Source organism: Terriglobia bacterium, from assembly GCA_020072645.1.
Taxonomy (GTDB): Bacteria; Acidobacteriota; Terriglobia; order Terriglobales; family Acidobacteriaceae; genus Angelobacter.
In genome coordinates, this window is record JAIQGK010000001.1 from 252,730 (window position 1) to 271,267 (window position 18,538).

An 18,538-nucleotide genomic window follows, 5' to 3' on the forward strand; every position below is an offset into this window, starting at 1 on the left:
CTTCAAGTCTGATCAAAAGGTGGACCTCATTAGTTCACAGGTTTTGACCGCAGATACTGAAGCGCCCTCTGCGCCATTCGTCTTTGACCTTTATAGCTCAGCGTGGCCGTCGCTTGGTCAAGAGGCATCTAAGGCCCTCCGCTGATTTGGCGTCGGGTTCACGAGTTTCCTGGTTGTTTTCGAGTAGCGCAGCCTGTGCTCCCTGACCCTAGCGAACTGATTGGTGGCTAGAACCTTACTGGCAGCGATTCGAGTCCCCGCAGAACCAATCCCTTCTTCCAGCGGACTTCTTTCACCGGCACCGCCAGCTGCAGATGAGGAGAGCGTCTTAGCAAGGCATTGATTGCAATCTGAGTTTCAAGTCGCGCGAGCGGAGCACCCAGGCAATAGTGAATTCCCTGGCCGAAGGCCAGATGGCGGTTATTCTGGCGAGTGATGTCCAGCCTGTCGGGATTTTCGAACTGCCGTTCATCACGGTTAGCGGAAGCCAGCACCACGTATACCAGCGCGCCTCGCGGTATCGTGCTGCCAGAAATCAACACATCCTCCAACGCATACCGCTCGGTAGATGTCTCCACGGGGCCTTCAAAGCGCAGTAATTCCTCTACTGCCGGCTCAATCAAAGAAGGGTCGCAACGCAGCCTCTCCATTTGGTCGGGATGGCACAGGAGAGCCAGAGCGCTGTTGGCGATAAGATTGACTGTGGTCTCATGGCCGGCGATGAGCAACAGAAAAATCATCGAAAACAGCTCGTCCTCGTTCAATTTATCTCCAGCCTCTTCTGCTTGCGCCAGGGCGCTGGTTAGGTCACTCTGGGGATGGTTTCGTCGCAGACGGATGAGTTTGCGGATAAATCGCAAGAAGGCAATCGCGTGGGGAATGGCCCAAACTGTACCCCACTTGGAAGATTGCGAAGAAACAATTGCACTCGACCAGCGGTGAAACTTGTGCTGCTCGCCCGCAGGCACTCCCAGCATTTGCGCAATGATCGCGGTGGGCAGGGGTAAAGCATAGTCTTGTACCAGATCCATGCGCCCACAAGGCTGGGCGGCGTCGAGCAATTTCTCTGTCAGGGACTCTATGCCCTGGCGCATGCTCTCTACTATCTTGGGCGTAAAGGCCTTGTGTACAAGGCCGCGGAGACGTGCGTGGTCGGGATCGTCCAGATCGAGCATGTTGCGAGCAAGTGGCTTGAAATACGCCGGTATCCACGGCTGTTTTTGACCGGCGTTCAGCTTATCCTTGGAAAATCGCCTGTCTTTAAGGGCGGAGAGGGCATCGTCGTAGCGCGTGATGAGCCAAGCCGTTTGACCATCAGGAAGTCTCACCGGAAACACTGGGTGCTCGGCCCTCAGCTGCGCATAAAAGGGATAAGGATCCGCCTTGAATAGTGAGCTTGAAATGTCAATCGCAGCTGAGTGCATGTAAAGCTACGTTCTCCTCTGGTGGATCTTACTTGACGGTGCCTTTCCCGGCATTGGGTTGCCGCAGCGGCAGGTGGCGATCGGGCTGACGGCTCAAGGTCATTGAGATGTCGCGACATCAACTAAAGGCTCAAGCTGGCACTTAGCCTTAAGCGAATTAGTGACCAAACAGGTCTGTTCGGCTCGCGTTAAGAGCCGGAGTGCCTGTTCTTTGTTGATTTCAGGAGCCACTAGAAGGCGCACACGAACGGCAAATCCGGTGAACTGCGTCACGCGGTCTACCTTATTCAGGGTGCCAACAACCTCACAATTCAGAGAAATCCAGGACAGATTCGACACCGCGGCAATCGCTCGGAAAGTCAGTACAAAGCAGTCTGCCACCGCAGCGACGAGCAAAGTTTCGGGGGACCAGCGGTCGCCCGGTCCGCCAAACTCAGCGGGTGGAGCAGAGACGAGCCTGGGCAATCGTGGTGCGTCAACTGCAACATTGCCCTCCAAATTAGCGGACGCGGAAGCAGTATAGTGATGAGGAAATGGTTCCATGCCTTTGACCTTTCATTGTTTAGGGTCGCAATGTTACAGACCGCAACGTGCCGAACGATGAAATCTACCGCCGACGCTGGCCACTTTGCCACCCCTTATGATCACTGAATTCTCCCGTCAGCTATTCGATACACCCTGTCGAAGCCCTCGAGCATACGTTCGTCATGCGTTACCACGATCACAGCGGCTCCCGTCTCGCGGCTGAGTTTCCGGAGAAGCCCCATCACGATCTTGCCTCGTTCAGTATCCAATGCGGCTGTGGGTTCGTCGGCGAGCAATACTTTAGGATGGTTGGCGAGCGCGCGGGCAATAGCGACGCGCTGCTGTTCACCACCCGAAATCTCGCCGGGATAGTGATGCCAACGGTGGGCGATTTCCAGGTACTCAAGCAGTTCCATGGCCCGGTCCTGCGCTTTTGCCTGCGGTATATGGTTGAGAGACAGAATCAGTTCCACATTTTCCAGAACGGTCAAGAACGGAATCAGGTTGTAAGACTGGAAAATTACTCCCATTTTCTGGCGTCGCAGGGCGCGTACATCAACGCCCATCCAACCCTCATCGAAAACCGGGATGCCGTCCAATTCAATGCGGCCGTGCGTAGGCTCATTGATACAGCAAATCGCTGTCAGCAGGGTTGTCTTGCCGGAGCCGCTCGGACCCAGCAGGGCCACAAGTTCGCCGCTGTTCACGTTGAGGCTGGCGTCGATGAGAGCCACGGTCTGGGCATCACCGTGGCCGTAAATCTTCGTCAAGTGCTCCACACGTACAACTTCCATACTGCTTATCCCCCACTCAGCGCTGTTCCGGGATCGACCTTCAGCGCGCGCCATATTCCCAGAATGCTCGCCAATATGCAGATCAGGACCACAATCGCGAACAGCGCCAGCATGTCGAGCGGCTGCACGAGCACGGTTCGCGGATAGAGCATGTATGTCCTGCTGATGAGCGCGTAGCCCACGGCGAACCCGATCACTCCCAGCAAGAGTGACTGCTGCAGGATCATGCTGACGATGGTCCGATCTGACGCCCCGATAATCTTCAGGGTGGCAATCTCGCGCAGCTTATCCATGGTGAGCGTGTAGATGATGAGCGCAATGATCACGCCGGAGACGATCACAAGGATCGTCCGGAACAGCCAGAGCTGCTTTTGGGATTTCTCAATAAAGCCTTTGAGAAGGAGGTCCCGTTCTTGGTCGGCCGAAAACACTTGATAGTGGTTCCAGCGGCGGACGTAATTCGCAACCTCGGCGGCCGCAAATGGATCGTCCAGTTCGGCAACGATGGCATTGGCGAAATGTGGGTTCTCGGCGGCAGCCAAGGCCTTCGCGGTTGCCTTGTCGCGCATCAATGGATTCATGCTGGCCAATTGTGCGTAGGTCGCAACCACGCGCTCGCGATTGTTCCGTATCGCGTCGTTGTCCAGCTGGAACTGGATGACCTGCGCGTCGGCCAACGAAACGAACGCGGCGGGATCTCCCGAGGGCGACGGCATCCCTTGCGTAAGACCCACCACAGTGTAATCTTCCAGTCCCAAATGGATCGTATCTCCCACGGCGTAACCGGATTTGCGATCTGCCACAATTTCGTAATGTTTCTTGGTAATGGTGCGGCCTGCCATAATCACAGGCGGACCACCAATCCCACCGAGCTTGTACCCGATCAGAAACAACCGGATGGGTTTGTCTCCGTGCGGAATCTGCACGTATTGAAACGACAGTGGCGAAGCCCGCCGAACACCTTCGACAGCCGCAATGGAGTGTTCGAGGTCTTCCGGTAGCCGCGAGCTTTCCGCGAATGGGCCGCGCGTGTCCTTTTGGACCACCCAGATCTGGGCCGGTGTCGCCTCCACCACCTTGGTAGCATCGCCAATCAAGCCGCGGTAGATACCGCTCATCGCCATCACGACTGTCAGGAGCAGTCCCAACCCGACGCAGGTAAGCAGAAAGCGCGTCTTGTGACGGCGAATGTCGCGAATAGCAAGATTCATAGCTTACCTCGACGCCAGAGTGCGCGTTTCCACCTGAGTGGTCCGTACGCGTTTGCCAGGCACGAGCTGAGTGCCTGCTGCATTCGGTTGAACAACAATCGGTTCAGAACCGGAGAGACCGCTCAGGATCTCCACGAACCCGCGCTTGTCCGTCATTCCGAGAGAAATTGGAAGTAACTGAAGTTTGCCGTGCGTCACAGTCCAAACCGAAGCACCATCGCGTGCCGGCACGATCGCGGTTCTCGGGAGTGTACTCGCACCGGCTTTCTCCGATTTCAGGATGTAGACCTCTGCGGTTTCATTGAGCTTGATATCAGATGGCTGCTGGGCAAAAGCCACATCCACAACCACTTCCTCAGTGACCGGGTCGGCTTCTTTCGCGATTCGCGCAACCCTCCCAGGGATCTTGCGGTTTGGCGCAGACCGCAGGGTGATGGTTGCCGGTTGGCCGACTTTGAGCCCGTCTATCTCACGTTCATCAATGTTGGCCGACACCCAGATCACGCTGGAGTGGGCGATGGTGAAAATAGGGAGCCCTGGGACCACGGTCGCTCCTTCCTCCAGATCGCGGGAAACAACGTACCCATCAGCCGGGCTGGTGATGATCGTGTATTGCAGATTGGCTTTTTGTAGCTGGACGTCTGCTTCGGAACCAGCCATCGTCTTTTGAGAGGTCGCAACCTGGGCCTCAGCTGCTTTCACTTCCTGCTGGGCCGAGTTCTGTAGCGCCTGCGTGTTCCGCAGGTCCTCTTGCGCCTGAGCATAGGCCGTTTCGGCAGCATCGAGAGACTCTTTTGAAACTACCCCGCCTTCGTGGAGTGATTTAGTGCGTTGATAGTTGATTTCAGCAAGTCGTAGACCTGCCTGAACTCGGGCCACCGCGCTGATGCTCGCCTGAAGGCGCGCCTCACTGGCGGAACGGTTCGCCTGCGCAGAATCAACCGTCGCCTTTTGCGCCTGGGCCAGACTCGTAGCCTGACCAAACTGACTTTGGAAGTCCAGGTTGTGCAGCTCAGCCAGAAGCTGACCTTTCCTCACGACGTCGCCCTGATCAACGTAGATTTTTAACACGACGCCGTTAATCTTGGCCCCAACCCCGATTGAGACTTTGGCGTGAACGAACCCGGTACCGGCGGCTTCATCGCGCAGCGTCATTGCGGACAGACGGGTAACTGGGATTTTGGGTGGAAGAAGCACCAGGATGATGAGAATCAAAGCGAGGCAGCCAGCGCCGAGTATCCACAAGTGGCGCCGCCACTTTGATTTTGCCGGCGGCAGAGGCCGGACTGGAACGACATGTGGTCTTATTGGTGCTTCGACGGTTGCCATTGGACTACTCCCTTTCACGCTTTGCCTCTCGGCAGGGGCTAACATTAAATTTCCGTAAGCCAGGCCTTGATTTCGTCCTCATTAGGAACGCGACCGGAAAGCTTGACGATGCCGTCGATAGCGATAGCTGGTGTCGCGAGCACACCAGCTTTGGCCATCTCAACAAAGTCCACTGCCTTGGTTACATTGGCGTCCACCCCGGATGCCTCGAGAACGTGGCGTACACGCCGTTCAGTTTCTTTGCACTTAGCACAACCAGGACCGTACACAGTAATATTCAGCATGACCCTCACTACATGATGAGATTGAAAACGTAACCGACAATCAGGATCCCCGTCGCAACAACCCCGACAAACACAGCAATGAGTGGCAGCCGAAGGACCTTGCGAAGAATAATGGTTTCCGGCAGTGACAAGCCGATCACCGACATCATGAATGCCAGCACGGTGCCGAGCGCGGCGCCCTTGCCAAGAAGAGCCTGCACTATCGGGATGATGCCCGCGGCATTGGAATACATGGGCACGCCGATCAGAACGGCCAAGGGAACCGACCACCACGCTCCCTTGCCCATGATGGATGCCATAAAGTTCTCGGGAACATAACCATGGATTCCTGCTCCCACGGCGATGCCGGCAATCACGTAAGGCCACACTTTGCCGACAATATCTCGCACGGCTTCCTTTCCCAGCCGGACACGTTCAGGCCAGGAGAGCTTCTGGTCGGCAGCCTCACTGTCGCCGAGCTGTGTGGCGTAAACCCACGGCTCCACGAACCGCTCCATCTTGAGCCGGCCGATCACCCACCCGGCGATAACAGCGATCAGCAAGCCTGTGCCAGCGTAGATCGCGGCAACACGCCAGCCGAAGAGCCCGAAGAGCAGGACCAGCGCAACCTCATTCACCATGGGTGCAGATATAAGGAACGAAAACGTGACTCCAAGCGGTACGCCAGTCGTGACAAAGCCTATGAAGAGCGGGACTGCCGAGCAGGAGCAGAACGGTGTGACGACTCCCAGCAGCGCGGCAAGGAGATTTCCAGCAGATTCACTCTTACCTGCTAAAACGGCCCGAGTGTGCTGCGGTGTGAAGAATGACCGGACGATGCCGACGCCAAAGACGACCAGCACCAGCAACATCAGAACCTTCGGGATCTCAAAGATAAGGAACTGAACTGCCGATCCGAGGTGAGTTGCTTTGTTCAGTCCAAGGACCGAGAAAGTGAGCCAGTCCGCCAGTGCCGGTAGTTGACGGTAAACAAGGTACCAGGCCGCAACAGAACCAATACCTGCAAGAAATAGGAGTCCCTTGTGAGCCTCCGGGCGCGGCCTCTTCGTTGTTGTTATGCGTTCGCGGGCCTCAGAGTATTGTTCGGCCTTGAGCATCTCATTGTCCTAGGCGCTCGGTGTTGCACGGATCCCTGGGGAGTCCCGAATATGGGTGCCATTGAGTGGCATTGCATGCTCCGTCCTCGATGGCCTTCTGCAGCTTGTGAGAATCCTCTTCGAAAGCAGCATTCTGAGAGAACGCGGTGCGCAGAAAGAAAAATAGCTGTTTGCGCGCATCATCCATGGGCTCAGCCAAGCGATAGTACATGCGAGGCCCATCGCGGCGATCGAGCACAAGGCCTGAATTCTTCAAATACGTGAGATGGCGGGAGATGTTCGGTTGCAATGCGCCTACAATCTGCTGCACATCGCACACACAAAGTTCCCCATGCAACAACAAGTTGAGGATCCTCAACCGGGTTATATCCGCCAGCCCTTTAAAGAGTTTTTCAAGTTCTCTCATAACCGTCACCTACGTTTGTTCCCTTCGCACCGCGTCTGTCGTTCTGGGCCTCGCGCATTTCTGGGTTCTGAATTCCCGATGCAGTTTCCCAAGCTACTTGCGTCTCCAGCCGCTCCAGGCCGGAAATCCGCTCGAGTCGCGTAGCATCAGGACTTCATCGCCTTTCTTTACTTCAGCCGCAACAATGGCGGGATGGCCCTCAAAGGTGATTCTCGAGCCCTTGACTTCAATCTTGTCGTTGGGAGCAAGCTTTACATCCTGATTGTCGATATACCAGCTTGGACCAAGATGGACGGAGATTGTTTCTTTGTCGGCCTTCAGCGTGAGGTGAACACCGTACGACATCCCCTTCATTGGTGTAATGCGATCAACGGATATTACCTGTCCGCTTATGGTTTCGACTGTTTGAGCGTTATACATTCTTGTGTAAGAGCTTCCTGGTCCCCAACCTCCGCCTTTCCCCATGGGGCCTCGCTGCGCGTATAAGCCGGCAGCGACAGAAACCACCATCACAATCGCGATTAGTGCTTTTTTCATAGCTTCCTCCTTACAGGGACTTCTTCATCTATACGGATAGAAGCATATCCTTATGCGAGGATAATCGGCTGTGACCTGTGTCACATACGGATGTGCCATTTAGTTTTGTTCCAACAACTGCGCTTGTTTGCACTATTCTCCGGAGATGAACGCGTAGAGTTCGCAAGATTGCACCTGCAGGATATGCGTCAAAATCAAGTCAAATGTTAAAGGCGCGACGCTGGAGCGGAGTTCAAATGCGCGCCACCCGACGCTGGCTTTTTGGCTGCGCAAGTCTTTCCCGTCTGCCCTGAGTGAAACAGGGCTGTGTGAAAGAATTGTCGCTGGATTATCAAGATTCCAACACAGCTCGTGAGTCGCGGCGAGTCGACAACGGATCACGAGAAGAAAAGGCCCCCAAGAACCAACGCGCATCGCATCCTGGGTTGAAGGGGGAGTATTCTGTTGTGTAATGCGTTCCGATTTAGCTAGCCCTGTACTCAAAGGTACACGCCGATTACAACATCCAATGAAGGGAACGAAGCAGATGGACCGGCGAGAGTTTCTGGAATCGATCGCTCTTTCCGCGGCGGCCATCACTGGGCGACGCCTAATGGCGCCGCTGCAAGCGCTGGTCCGCGCTGAACCCGCGTTGCAGTCCAACCCCGCACTCGTGCCCGACGTGGAACTGGAACTAACTGCACAGCCCGCGCACCATGAGATTTTTCCCGGAGCGCCGACTGGCACGTGGTCGTACAGGGGCAAACTGCTGAAAGGCCGCGCTGGGGTGCTGGAAGACTCCGGCTCATATCTTGGACCTGCGATCCGCCTGCGCAAGGGCGATAAAGTCCGTGTGCACTTCCGCAACGAACTGCCCGAGACCACCATCGTGCATTGGCATGGGCTAGCGGTACCGGCGCCAATGGACGGCCATCCGCGCTTGGTGATTCCAACAGATGCGCAGTACCTCTACGAGTTCGAAGTGCGGGACCGCGCCGGCCACTACTGGTACCATCCTCACCCGGACGACCGAACGGGGCCGCAGGTTTATCGCGGCTTGGCGGGAAATCTTTTCGTCAGCGACGACGAGGAATCTTCATTGCGGTTGCCTTCAGGCGAGCATGAGATCCCGCTCGTCATTCAAGATCGCACTTTTGACGGCGATCACGACCTCACCTATATATCCGGCCGCATGGATGCGATGACCGGATTTCTGGGCGAGCGGATCCTGGTGAACGGAACTCTGGATAAACAACTAAAGCTGTCTACGTCCGTGTACCGGCTGCGAATCCTCAACGGGTCAAACTCGCGAATCTATAAACTCGCTTGGGACAATGGCATGCCGTTCACTCTCATCGGCACGGACGGCGGGCTTTTGGAGCGGCCGTTGCGGAAGCCTTACCTGGTACTAGCCCCGGCGGAACGTGTCGACGTGATCGTCGACTTAAGCAACCAAACCGTGGGCTCATCCCTGGAGTTGCTGAGCAGGCCGTTTCTCGCTCCTCAAATGATGACGGGAGGAGGAATGGGTCGGGGGATGGGAAGAGGCATGAGGGGTGGCGTTGGACTCGAACAGGGCTCTGAGTTCAGGGTCCTACGTGTACGGATCGAGAAGAAAGAGAAATCCGGCTTCCGCGTGCCGGCGCGCCTTTCGCAACCCGGTTTCCGCCGCCCGCAAGAAGCTGAGAACGCAAATCATCCGCGCGTGTTTCCACTGTCGTTCATGCGGATGCAATGGTTTCTGAATGGCAGTACATTTGAGATGGACGCGGTCAAAGAGAACGAAACGTTCAAGGCCGGCAGCATCCAAGCCGTGGAGTTCAGAAACATGAGCATGGGAATGATGCAGATGGCGCATCCCATACATCTTCACGGTGGGCAGTTTCAGGTATTGAAACGCACGCCTGCTGGGGGCACGGATGGTTTGACGGCGGCGCTGCACGAGGGTTTCACCGACGAGGGTTGGAAAGACACAGTCCTGGTCCTGCCCGGAGAACAGGTGCAGTTGCTCATGCGATTCCCACAATTCAAAGGGCTGTTTCTCTATCACTGCCACATTCTGGAACATGAAGACATGGGAATGATGCGGAACTATCGCTTGACCTGATCTTGTAATACTACTATCGGCTTAAGCCTCATCAAGCGATAGCCTGGACGCGCAAGGAACATTGCTCGCTGAAAGAGTCAATTTCCAGAGGGAGCGGAGAGCAGGTCCAGGGCACTGCGCAAAAATAGGAGCGCCCATACACGACGCTCCAGAGGGTAGAAAGAAAAGGTAAGCTCAGCAGATATTTTACCGTGCCTAATCCAACTCTGCTATGGCCTCGCACATAGTCGCGCAGGCGAATACGAAGAATGTGTACGGTAAAAACAGAACGACATGGAGAGCGAAGCAAGATTAAAGCCGATCGCGGTCAAGGAAAGCGCAACATTCAAGGCTTTTACACTGATTGACTACGGCCACGTCCAAGCCGATGAGAATGTGATCTGTCCTGTATGTTCGATGCGCTTTCCTGCTCGTGCTTGACAAAAAGGATCTCGACAATCATCGACAAGGCGAGATAAAGGGAGTTGGCACTTATTTTCGCGAGGTGATCGCTGCAGGCCAGGAGGCCGGCGATCAGCAGACGCGTTTATGATTGCACTAGGTCGAGGTTCCTTCATCTCTCTCCGAAACAAAGCTTACACCCATGCTCGTGAGGTCAACTCCGTCTGATGGTCAAAACCCAGAGGTCGGACGGGCCTGGTAGCCGTGACTTTGATATTTACCTCGGAACGTCAGTACCGAGCATGTAACGCTTGAGATAAGATTGCCAACCAGTGTGGGAATATGCATCGCCACTGCGTCTTCATATTCGGCACTCCGAATTCCTAGAACAACTGTGCTGATTGATTCTTGCTTTATGTAACGGGCGATCTGTTTTGTGGGATTGCCTTGCAAGCCCACGAGTGTGGCGCCCGAAATCGCAAAACGTTCAGCCAGGCGGCGAAGGCGGTCAACCGATTCGTTGACAGCATCTTCTCGTTCTTTTACCAACCTTGGGGCCTGGTTCACATTCAGCAACACCAGGGATGCCCTGAGCTGTTTTGCGAAGGCGGCGGCCAGAGGCAGCGCTTCGATTGATTCACGTTCGAAATCTGTTGCAAACAGGACTTTGTGGGGTGCTTGCGGTGGAGCGGTTGCGGCGGCTTTGGGGCCTATCACCAGAACAGGAACGTCCGCGTGCCTGAAAACGCCCTCAGCAAAGGAACCCAATGCCAACTTCTTGAGTCCTTGGCGCGCATGAGTACCAAGCACGATCAGGTCGATGCTGTTGGCATCGATGATCTCCCGCAACTGAGCCTCAAAAGCGGCCGCCGCAAATGGCATTTCATGCTTGAGCTGAAATGGGGCGATAGAAACACTTGGGTCTCCGGTTCGGCACAGCTCATTCCGAACTGCCTGCAGCCTCCCGTCAGTATCCTCAAGCTGTACCGGCTGCTCCCCCGCATGCCGTGTGCCCTCGATCTGTTTAAAGTGGGTGAGAACGATTGCCGATCCAAGTTGCTTGGCGACCACCTTCAGCCACTCTGAAGCTCCCCCGGCGGCAGTCGAATAATCTGTAGCAAAAAGGATAGACCGGAAATCCGGTTGGGCTTGCTCGACGATGGCGTTCGCAGTAGACATAAAGTACTCCCTCCACGGCTGTGCGCCAAGGCGAACCATACACGCTGGAACCAGCCATCTCAATTAAATTCCAAGTAGGGGAGGGTTACTGTGATGGCTATCACGCCCGCCTCCCGAGCCGCTTGGTTATCCTTGCAAACGAGGCTGAGTGAAGGGCGAAGGCGCCGGATGCGCAGGCCCTGTTTCTTCCAGCAACTCTTGGCCTTTAATGACCGAAGTCTTGCATACGTTTATTCCCTTGGGAGCGGAAGGCAACCAGAATCGGGTACACGAGAGGAACTTAGATGAGCTTCCAGAGAATCCTAATCGCGGTGGACAGCGAGCCAATTGCAGTCCATGCGGCTGATCTCGGTCTTGAACTAGCGGGCCTGCTTGGGGCCCAAGTAGCGTTCATTCATGTTGTTGATCCGCAGCTCAATTTTGCGCCGGAATCCGGGATTCCCGCCAACGAGTTGATCGCTCGCGCGGCGGAGGATGGTAAAAGGCTGCTCGCCGGCTTTCGCGAACGAATCAAAGCGCAATTGCAATGCTTCGAATTTCTGGAAGTTGCCAAGCCCGCCAGTGCGATTGTGGATGCTGCGAAGCGTTGGCCGGCTGATGTCATCGTGATCGGCAGCCATGGCCGTGGTGGGCTACCGCGCGCCGTGCTTGGCAGCGTGGCCGATGCTGTTATGCGTCATGCGCCCTGTCCGGTGCTGGTAGTGAAGGCAAAGGAGTGAGACTGAGGGATCGACTACCGAACTCCGCCGCTTCGGAAACGGAAATTGATGTACGTCGAGCATTTCCCTAACCTCAATCAATCCCTGGGACGGGCATGGCGGCTTGGCTGCTATGCTTGATCTCAGTTTCTGAATCACTTTATGGAATAGGAGCTTGCCCATTCCCCAAGATGTTGTCGATAGCACTGAGTCCTGGGAGAAACTTGCTCCCGAGATCGTGCTCGCGAGGCTCGACTCCACCATCGAAAGAGGTCTCACCGAGGCTGAGGTCGCCAAACGTCATACAGTTTACGGCGCGAACGCGGTTGAAGAGAAGCGAACAAGCCTGGTTCTTCTTGTTCTCAAGAAATTCTGGGGCCCTTCCGCCTGGATGCTTGAGACGATTCTGGTTCTCTCCGTGGTCCTGGGCAAACGGGTGGACGCCTGGGTGGTCGGAGGTCTGCTTATTCTCAACGCGACTATCAGTGTTACCCAGGAAAAGCGCGCCCAATCTACCGTCGAAACCCTGAAGCAGCGCCTCCAGATCACCACACGTACTTTGCGAAACGGGCAGTGGGGGCCGCTGGCGGCGGACCTCCTCGTCCCCGGCGACATCGTCAGGCTGCGTATGGGAGATTTGGTGCCGGCAGATGTCAAGGTGCTCGTCGGGGAGCTGTCAGTAGACCAGGCCGCCCTCACCGGCGAGAGCAATGTTGTATCCAAATCCCGGGGTGACCTTGCCTTTGCCGGTTCCCTTGTAAAACGGGGGGAAAGCACCGGAATCGTTGTCCTGACGGGCGGAAGAACCTATTTTGGCAAGACGATTGAGCTGGTGCAACTCGCCCGCCCCAAGCTGCACATGGAGGAAGTAGTTGGCAAGCTGGTTCGCTGGCTTTTCGTGATCATCGGCAGCCTTGTTCTGCTGGTTACCGCGATGGCTCCCTATCATGGATACTCTCTTCTGAAGATTCTTCCGCTCAGCCTCGTGCTCCTGATGAGTGCGATTCCGGTTGCGCTGCCGGTTATGTTTACCGTGAGCACGGCACTTGCCGCGCAAAAGCTAAGCAAGAAAGGAGTGCTGGTTACCCGTCTCAGCGCGGCGGAAGATGCAGCGACCATGGATGTGCTGTGTGTTGACAAAACGGGCACCATAACGCAGAACCTGTTGAAGGTCACGTTGATCGAGCCCGAACCGGGCTTCAGCAACGAAGACCTTCTCTTGTTCGCATGCCTTGCTTCAAATGAGTCGAACCAGGACACCATTGATCTTGCCCTGCTCCAGGAGGCAGCAGAGAGAAAGATTGACTTGAAGAGTTATCAGCAGCTCCGGTTTACGCCATTCTCGCCGGAGTCGCGCCGAACGGAAGCCCTGGTGAGCGGGCCGCGAGGACAGTTTCAGGTGATGAAGGGAGCAGTTCGCACTCTGCTGCAACTGGCGCCAGTCCCACCGGAACGAGAAGAGGCAATTAATCACGCCCTGAGCGAGGCAGCAGCCAAAGGGTACCGGACGCTTGGCATTGCGCGGGCAGTTTCCAAAGACTCGCATCTTGCCTTCGCGGGACTTTTGTCTCTCTACGACGCGCCTCGGGAAGACTCGAAGTCTCTGATTCAGCATCTTGGCAGTTTAGGCGTGGAAGTGAAGATGCTCACCGGCGACGCAAGGCCAGTTGCCCGTGAGATCGCAAAGGAAGTCGGCCTCGGTGAAGTGATCAGCATGGCTGATTTTAGAACACCATCGAGCGCGAATAAGGCGTCTGTCTCTGAGGCTGTGCTGCACGCGAGCGGCATCGCCGAAGTATTTCCGGAAGACAAATTCGCCGTGATCGGAGCCCTTCAGACCCGTGGGCATGTTGTTGGCATGACCGGTGACGGAGTCAACGATGCTCCTGCACTCCAGGCCGCCGAGGTTGGAATTGCCGTCAGCACAGCCACCGACGCCGCAAAATCAGCTGCCAGCGTTGTACTCACAGCCGAGGGCCTGGGTGGGATTGTTGATCTGGTTGAGAACGGCCGGGCAGTGTATCAACGGATTCTGACCTGGGTCATTAATAAGATCAGCCGGACCGTTCTTAAGAGCGGCTTCGTGGTTGTAGCTTTTTTGTTGACAGGGAAGTTTGTCATTTCAGCTCTTGCCATGCTGGTTCTGGTGTTCATGACTGATTTTGTAAAGATCGCGTTGGCCACAGATCGGGTGGTCCCTTCGGCCAAGCCCGACAGTTGGCGGATTGGTCGGCACATCGCGCTGGGCATCGCGGTTGGATTCGCCATGCTAATCGAAGCGCTTGTCGTCTTGAAAGTCACCATGAGAACCTTCGCCATCCCTGCAGGATCGCCGCTCGTAAATGCTTTAAGTTTTCAGATTCTTCTGTTTCTGGCGATTTTTTCGCTGATCTCGATCCGTGAGCGCGGCTCCTTATTGCGTTCCCGGCCCAGCGCGACTCTTACGGCTGCTCTTTGTGCTGACGCTTTCCTTGGCATCACTATCGGCCTCGCTGGCTGGCTCGATATGCCGCGCATTTCGTGGACGGTGATTCTGCTTGTTCTTTGTTCTTCGATGTTTGCTTGTCTGGTACTAAACGAGGGCCTCAAGAGACTGATCTTGAGGGCTCCCATTAAGGTGTGATCTGTCTCAATTCCAGAAAGCTGGATTCATTCCAGCGTGAATTCCCAGCCACAATACTGGTCCTGAGCCGCATCGGGAGGACAGTGCAGGCATGCCGTACGAATACGGGAATCGATGGTTCTAGCAAAGGTTTCGAACTCTACGATGCCTACACTCTTGCATGGGAAGTCGGGTAGGCCCTTGCGTCGCCGGGTCTCCTGGACTCGACACACATCCATGAAGAAGCGCAGGCGCCGGCGATCATCTGACCATTCGGTTCGTTGTGCATTGATGACGCTGTAGAGACGCAAGCCCAAGGCTTTCTCCAAAGCCGCAAGACCACCATCTGGCTTGATGTTGAAGGTGGCCATGATGCGTCGCGCTTCTGCTGCAGCGAACTGTTTCCACGAGAGGGCATCCAACTCGATGGCAACGTCCTGTCCTAAGCGTTCTTCCGCCGCAAGAAACCAGCAACCATCGTGCGCGAGCCAGTTCTTCGCGAACATTTCCAATGCCCGGAGCAGGTCGTCACGGCCCATTTCGGCGAACACGTTTGGTGATTTAGAAGGCATGTATTTGCTTCACATGTTTTAAGGCTACCCCGGGACTAATTTTAGTCGCTTAATGATGCTGGAAAGTCTCTTGCTTCTGAGAAGCGCAAAAACTGGATCGGACGATAGCATTTAAAATTGCACCTGTCAGTTCGTAGAAGGGGAATGCCTCAAGGGCCATACCCCTTTTGCTTTCGGTTCTTACCGGACATGCCGCGCGGCCAGTTCGGCATTCCCATCTCATCTCGCAAGGTGATCGTTTTGCCGCCACTGGTGATCTGGCCGGCCATAAATATCTCGCCTCGACGGGTGTTAGCCTTCGCTCCGAGCACCTCTACCTGATCGCCTTTCTTGAGGTCCAGCTTTTGGTCGCTCAAGAAGCAGGCAACACATTTGTAATCATCTGCTCATATAGCTATATAGCTACCTTCATTACAAGACGAAGGCCGATGATTTTACCGTGACGGCTGTCACGCACCGATGTGTGAAGGGAATATCTTTGCTGATCTCCGGAGTTGGTTGGCCATGCTGTTGATTTAGCGGACGCGCCAGCAAACCCCTCCATTCGACTAGTCCATAAAGTTGGCACTTGATAACAGCACGAGAATTCGAGGAGGCCCGTACCTGTTTTTTTATCTTTTTGTACTGTATTGACTGTATTTTCGTATGATGCAGTTTTTTACGATCATAAATAAAATGCTGTGAAGGTCTCCTGCCCGGTGCCGTAAGTGGTATGTCTCTCTCCTGGCGTTCCGCAGCACCGGGCACCTTATAGCGCTTGAGATAGAGCGCATGTCTAGGCCAGTTGCGCTTCGACGGCACACGATTTGAGCTATCGAGAACTCAAATCACCGAGATTGAAGATACAGTGATTTTTTCTTTCACGTACTGTCAAGACTGTATTCTATTTGCGGGCGTCTTTAATGACGATAGTCTTGCAACAAGAGGATGCTAAACGCTCTCACAAGAGGATCTCCGAAACTCATCTCCTGCCTGGTGGTTTCTACGGCAACCAGAAGTTGACCGGTGGAGCACCAGGCAGCATTTTTGCGCATCGAGAGGCTCCTTGTTAATATCCGTAGGGCCGTGCGGCTTAGCTGTTTCTAAAGATGCGATCGCCATGATTGCACTGTAAAAAGCGGATTCAGATCCTCCCAACAGTCAGTTTTTGGAAGCCCAAGCTTACGAACGGCATCGATGAGCCCGTTTCAATGGAGTAAGCTGAGAATGGCATCGCTTTGAAACTGGCTGTTGCCTCTAAGAGAATTCGAATATGTGGAGCCGACAAGCGATTAAATCTCGCTCTTCTTTTGTATTGGCACTTGGTTTTGGAACCCTGATTGCCCTCATCGCCATTCTTGGAATTGGTGCGATCCGCCGCGCCAGGGCTATCTACAACGAAATGGAAAGCGTTCAAAGTGCGTACCTGCAGACGGAGACGTTCCGGCGGGATATTGCGACGGATATGTACCTAGCGGACATTCTTGTTCGCGACTACCTACTGGATCCTTCGCCTCAGAACGCGCCGCTTCACCGCCAACAGCTTTTGGAAATCCGTTCCTCGCTACAGAAACGGCTAGACGTGCTGGCAACGCGCATGGCAGAGAGCGACAGCCCGCGACTCGAGCGCCTGCAAAGTGAGGTCCAGGGCTACTGGGATTCACTTGATCCTATCTTTGCATGGACTCCTCAAGAAAAGGCCGAGCGGAGTTGGTCGTTCTTGCGCCACAATGTATTGCCCAGACGGCAGGCGGTTGTCGACCTTGCCCGCGAAATCGCAAAGCTGAACCGGGACAATCTGGAACGGGAGCGGGAGAGAACAAGAGACAGCCAGCAAGTGTTGCAAGCATTTCTCTCACGAATGCTGACATTCGCTCTCGCGTTTGGCACTCTCGTGGCCTTTCTGACTACCTACCGGGTCGCCACGCTGGAAAGAAGACACGAGGAACAACGAAGGGAGATTGAACAAACGCAAGCTAACCTAAGAAAATTGTCGCGCAGACTGGTGCAGGCACAAGAGGGCGAGAGAAAGGCCCTTTCTCGAGAGTTGCACGATGAAGTGGGCCAGACGATGACCGCGCTGGGCATAGAAATTGGCCATTTGGAAAAGCTCCGTGCGGCGGACCCGCAGGCCTTTCATGACCACATCGAAGATGCAAAGCAGTTAAATATGAAAGCGATGCGTGCGATACGTGACCTTGCCATGGGCCTTCGTCCGTCCATGCTTGATGATCTTGGATTAGAGCCGGCGCTGCAATGGCAGGGCAGGGAATTCTCTCGCCACACGGGAGTATCCGCAAGCGTGCAGGTGGGTGGGATCCTCGACGATTTGTCGGAAGCTCAGCGTACCTCGATCTATCGAGTCGTCCAGGAAGCGCTCACCAATTGCGCTAGACATGCAAAAGCCAAGAACGTCCTGGTCTCGGTACGGGCTGAGGACGATCAGGTAGTTGTGGTGGTGCAGGATGATGGGGTCGGTTTTGACCCTTCTGCCCGCTTGCGTAGCGGGCTTGGATTGCTCGGCATGCAGGAGAGGATCCAGGAACTGGAAGGTTCGCTGAAGATTATTTCCGGGCGTGGCAGAGGTACGACCTTAAGGGCCGAGATTCCGATCGGGGTTCCGGCATGAACAAAGTTCAGATCCTAATCGCTGATGATCACGGCATTGTGCGAAAAGGCCTGCGGCTCCAGTTGGAGCAAAGCCCGGATTTTCAGGTTGTCGGAGAGGCCGCAGATGGCCGCGAAGCAGTGCGGATGACCGAAGAGCTGAAGCCGGATGTGGTGTTGATGGATATTGCGATGCCGAATCTCAACGGCATTCAGGCTACAGCCCAAATCGTCAAGCGAAGCCCACGTACGGGGGTCATCATACTAAGCATGCACTCTGACGAGAGTTACTTGATACGAACGCTGGCGGCCGGCGCCAAAGGATATCTGTTGAAAGATACAGCTGAAGTTGATCTCTACCGTGCAGTTCAGGTCGTTGCACAGGGTAAATCATTTTTCAGCCCGGCCATCGCGAACACCCTGCTGGAAGACTACATGCGCCAGCTTCAGCAGCGCGGCCTCCAGGATTCGTATGACTTACTCACGGATCGTGAGAAAGAGATCTTTCAGCTATTGGCGGAAGGCAAGTCAAACAAAGAAGTCGCCACCACGCTGAACCTTTCAACCAGTACCGTTGAAACCCATCGCACGCGGCTGATGCAGAAGCTCGATTTGCACAGCTCGGCAGAAATCGTTCTATACGCGGTCAGAAAAAAGATCATTTCATAAGTCGCCTACCCTGATTTTCGTGTCTTTGTACTGGCCCTACAGTATTTCTCTGCAGGACAAATCCGCGTCATATTGGATGGAAGATGTGAGTAGCTTCTTGCCCGGGCTGGAACATCCTTCTGTTCCCATGCGCCAGCCCGGGCATCGCGAATCACGTT

17 protein-coding genes are annotated in these 18,538 nt (G+C 55.1%); 5 read left to right on the plus strand and 12 right to left on the minus strand.

Features of this window, described 5'->3' with window-relative positions; genetic code table 11:
• Positions 1-227: 227 nt before the first annotated feature.
• The 9 genes from LAO76_01095 to LAO76_01135 form a co-directional block, all read right to left on the minus strand.
• On the minus strand, positions 228-1,424 hold the full coding sequence (locus LAO76_01095) for a cytochrome P450 (GenBank protein MBZ5489510.1): 1,197 nt from the start codon (positions 1,422-1,424) through the stop codon (positions 228-230).
• 99 nt (positions 1,425-1,523) lie between these two features.
• Entirely contained in the window at positions 1,524-1,967 is a 444-nt protein-coding gene (locus LAO76_01100) for an OsmC family protein (GenBank protein ID MBZ5489511.1), read from the minus strand.
• Between the two features lie 101 nt (positions 1,968-2,068).
• The gene (locus tag LAO76_01105; protein MBZ5489512.1) at positions 2,069-2,743 is read right to left on the minus strand and encodes an ABC transporter ATP-binding protein; all 675 of its coding nucleotides are present in this window, start codon (positions 2,741-2,743) and stop codon (positions 2,069-2,071) included.
• Positions 2,744-2,748: 5 nt separating this feature from the next.
• Complete coding sequence (locus tag LAO76_01110) at positions 2,749-3,954, minus strand: ABC transporter permease (protein ID MBZ5489513.1); 1,206 nt, start codon at positions 3,952-3,954, stop codon at positions 2,749-2,751.
• A 3-nt stretch (positions 3,955-3,957) separates the two neighbouring features.
• A complete protein-coding gene (locus tag LAO76_01115; protein ID MBZ5489514.1) occupies positions 3,958-5,283 on the minus strand; it encodes an efflux RND transporter periplasmic adaptor subunit in 1,326 nt (441 codons plus the stop codon).
• 44 nt (positions 5,284-5,327) lie between these two features.
• Positions 5,328-5,564 (minus strand): thioredoxin family protein, encoded by a 237-nt coding sequence (locus LAO76_01120; protein ID MBZ5489515.1) that lies wholly within the window; start codon positions 5,562-5,564, stop codon positions 5,328-5,330.
• Positions 5,565-5,575: 11 nt separating this feature from the next.
• Entirely contained in the window at positions 5,576-6,664 is a 1,089-nt protein-coding gene (locus LAO76_01125) for a permease (GenBank protein MBZ5489516.1), read from the minus strand.
• A gap of 1 nt (position 6,665) precedes the next feature.
• Complete coding sequence (locus LAO76_01130; protein ID MBZ5489517.1) at positions 6,666-7,070, minus strand: metalloregulator ArsR/SmtB family transcription factor; 405 nt, start codon at positions 7,068-7,070, stop codon at positions 6,666-6,668.
• A gap of 93 nt (positions 7,071-7,163) precedes the next feature.
• A complete protein-coding gene (locus tag LAO76_01135) occupies positions 7,164-7,607 on the minus strand; it encodes a DNA-binding protein (GenBank protein ID MBZ5489518.1) in 444 nt (147 codons plus the stop codon).
• 508 nt (positions 7,608-8,115) lie between these two features.
• Between LAO76_01135 and LAO76_01140 the strand changes: the two genes are divergently transcribed.
• Entirely contained in the window at positions 8,116-9,693 is a 1,578-nt protein-coding gene (locus LAO76_01140) for a multicopper oxidase family protein (GenBank protein ID MBZ5489519.1), read from the plus strand.
• 612 nt (positions 9,694-10,305) lie between these two features.
• Here the strand turns inward: LAO76_01140 and LAO76_01145 are convergent.
• A complete protein-coding gene (locus LAO76_01145) occupies positions 10,306-11,253 on the minus strand; it encodes a universal stress protein (protein MBZ5489520.1) in 948 nt (315 codons plus the stop codon).
• Between the two features lie 284 nt (positions 11,254-11,537).
• On the opposite strand from LAO76_01145, the gene LAO76_01150 reads away from it, so the two are divergent.
• On the plus strand, positions 11,538-11,972 hold the full coding sequence (locus tag LAO76_01150; protein MBZ5489521.1) for a universal stress protein: 435 nt from the start codon (positions 11,538-11,540) through the stop codon (positions 11,970-11,972).
• A gap of 154 nt (positions 11,973-12,126) precedes the next feature.
• On the plus strand, positions 12,127-14,574 hold the full coding sequence (locus tag LAO76_01155; protein ID MBZ5489522.1) for a plasma-membrane proton-efflux P-type ATPase: 2,448 nt from the start codon (positions 12,127-12,129) through the stop codon (positions 14,572-14,574).
• Between the two features lie 26 nt (positions 14,575-14,600).
• Here the strand turns inward: LAO76_01155 and LAO76_01160 are convergent, their stop codons facing one another.
• Together LAO76_01160 and LAO76_01165 are read right to left on the minus strand one after the other, a co-directional pair.
• On the minus strand, positions 14,601-15,125 hold the full coding sequence (locus LAO76_01160) for a DUF6125 family protein (protein MBZ5489523.1): 525 nt from the start codon (positions 15,123-15,125) through the stop codon (positions 14,601-14,603).
• Positions 15,126-15,274: 149 nt separating this feature from the next.
• The gene (locus tag LAO76_01165; GenBank protein ID MBZ5489524.1) at positions 15,275-15,481 is read right to left on the minus strand and encodes a hypothetical protein; all 207 of its coding nucleotides are present in this window, start codon (positions 15,479-15,481) and stop codon (positions 15,275-15,277) included.
• Between the two features lie 896 nt (positions 15,482-16,377).
• On the opposite strand from LAO76_01165, the gene LAO76_01170 reads away from it, so the two are divergent.
• Both LAO76_01170 and LAO76_01175 read left to right on the plus strand, forming a co-directional pair.
• On the plus strand, positions 16,378-17,733 hold the full coding sequence (locus LAO76_01170) for an ATP-binding protein (protein ID MBZ5489525.1): 1,356 nt from the start codon (positions 16,378-16,380) through the stop codon (positions 17,731-17,733).
• Positions 17,730-18,380 carry a response regulator transcription factor gene (locus LAO76_01175; GenBank protein ID MBZ5489526.1) on the plus strand — a complete coding sequence of 217 codons (651 nt, stop codon included), beginning with the start codon at positions 17,730-17,732 and terminating at the stop codon, positions 18,378-18,380. Before LAO76_01170 ends, LAO76_01175 begins: the two co-directional genes overlap by 4 nt.
• Positions 18,381-18,538: the final 158 nt, after the last annotated feature.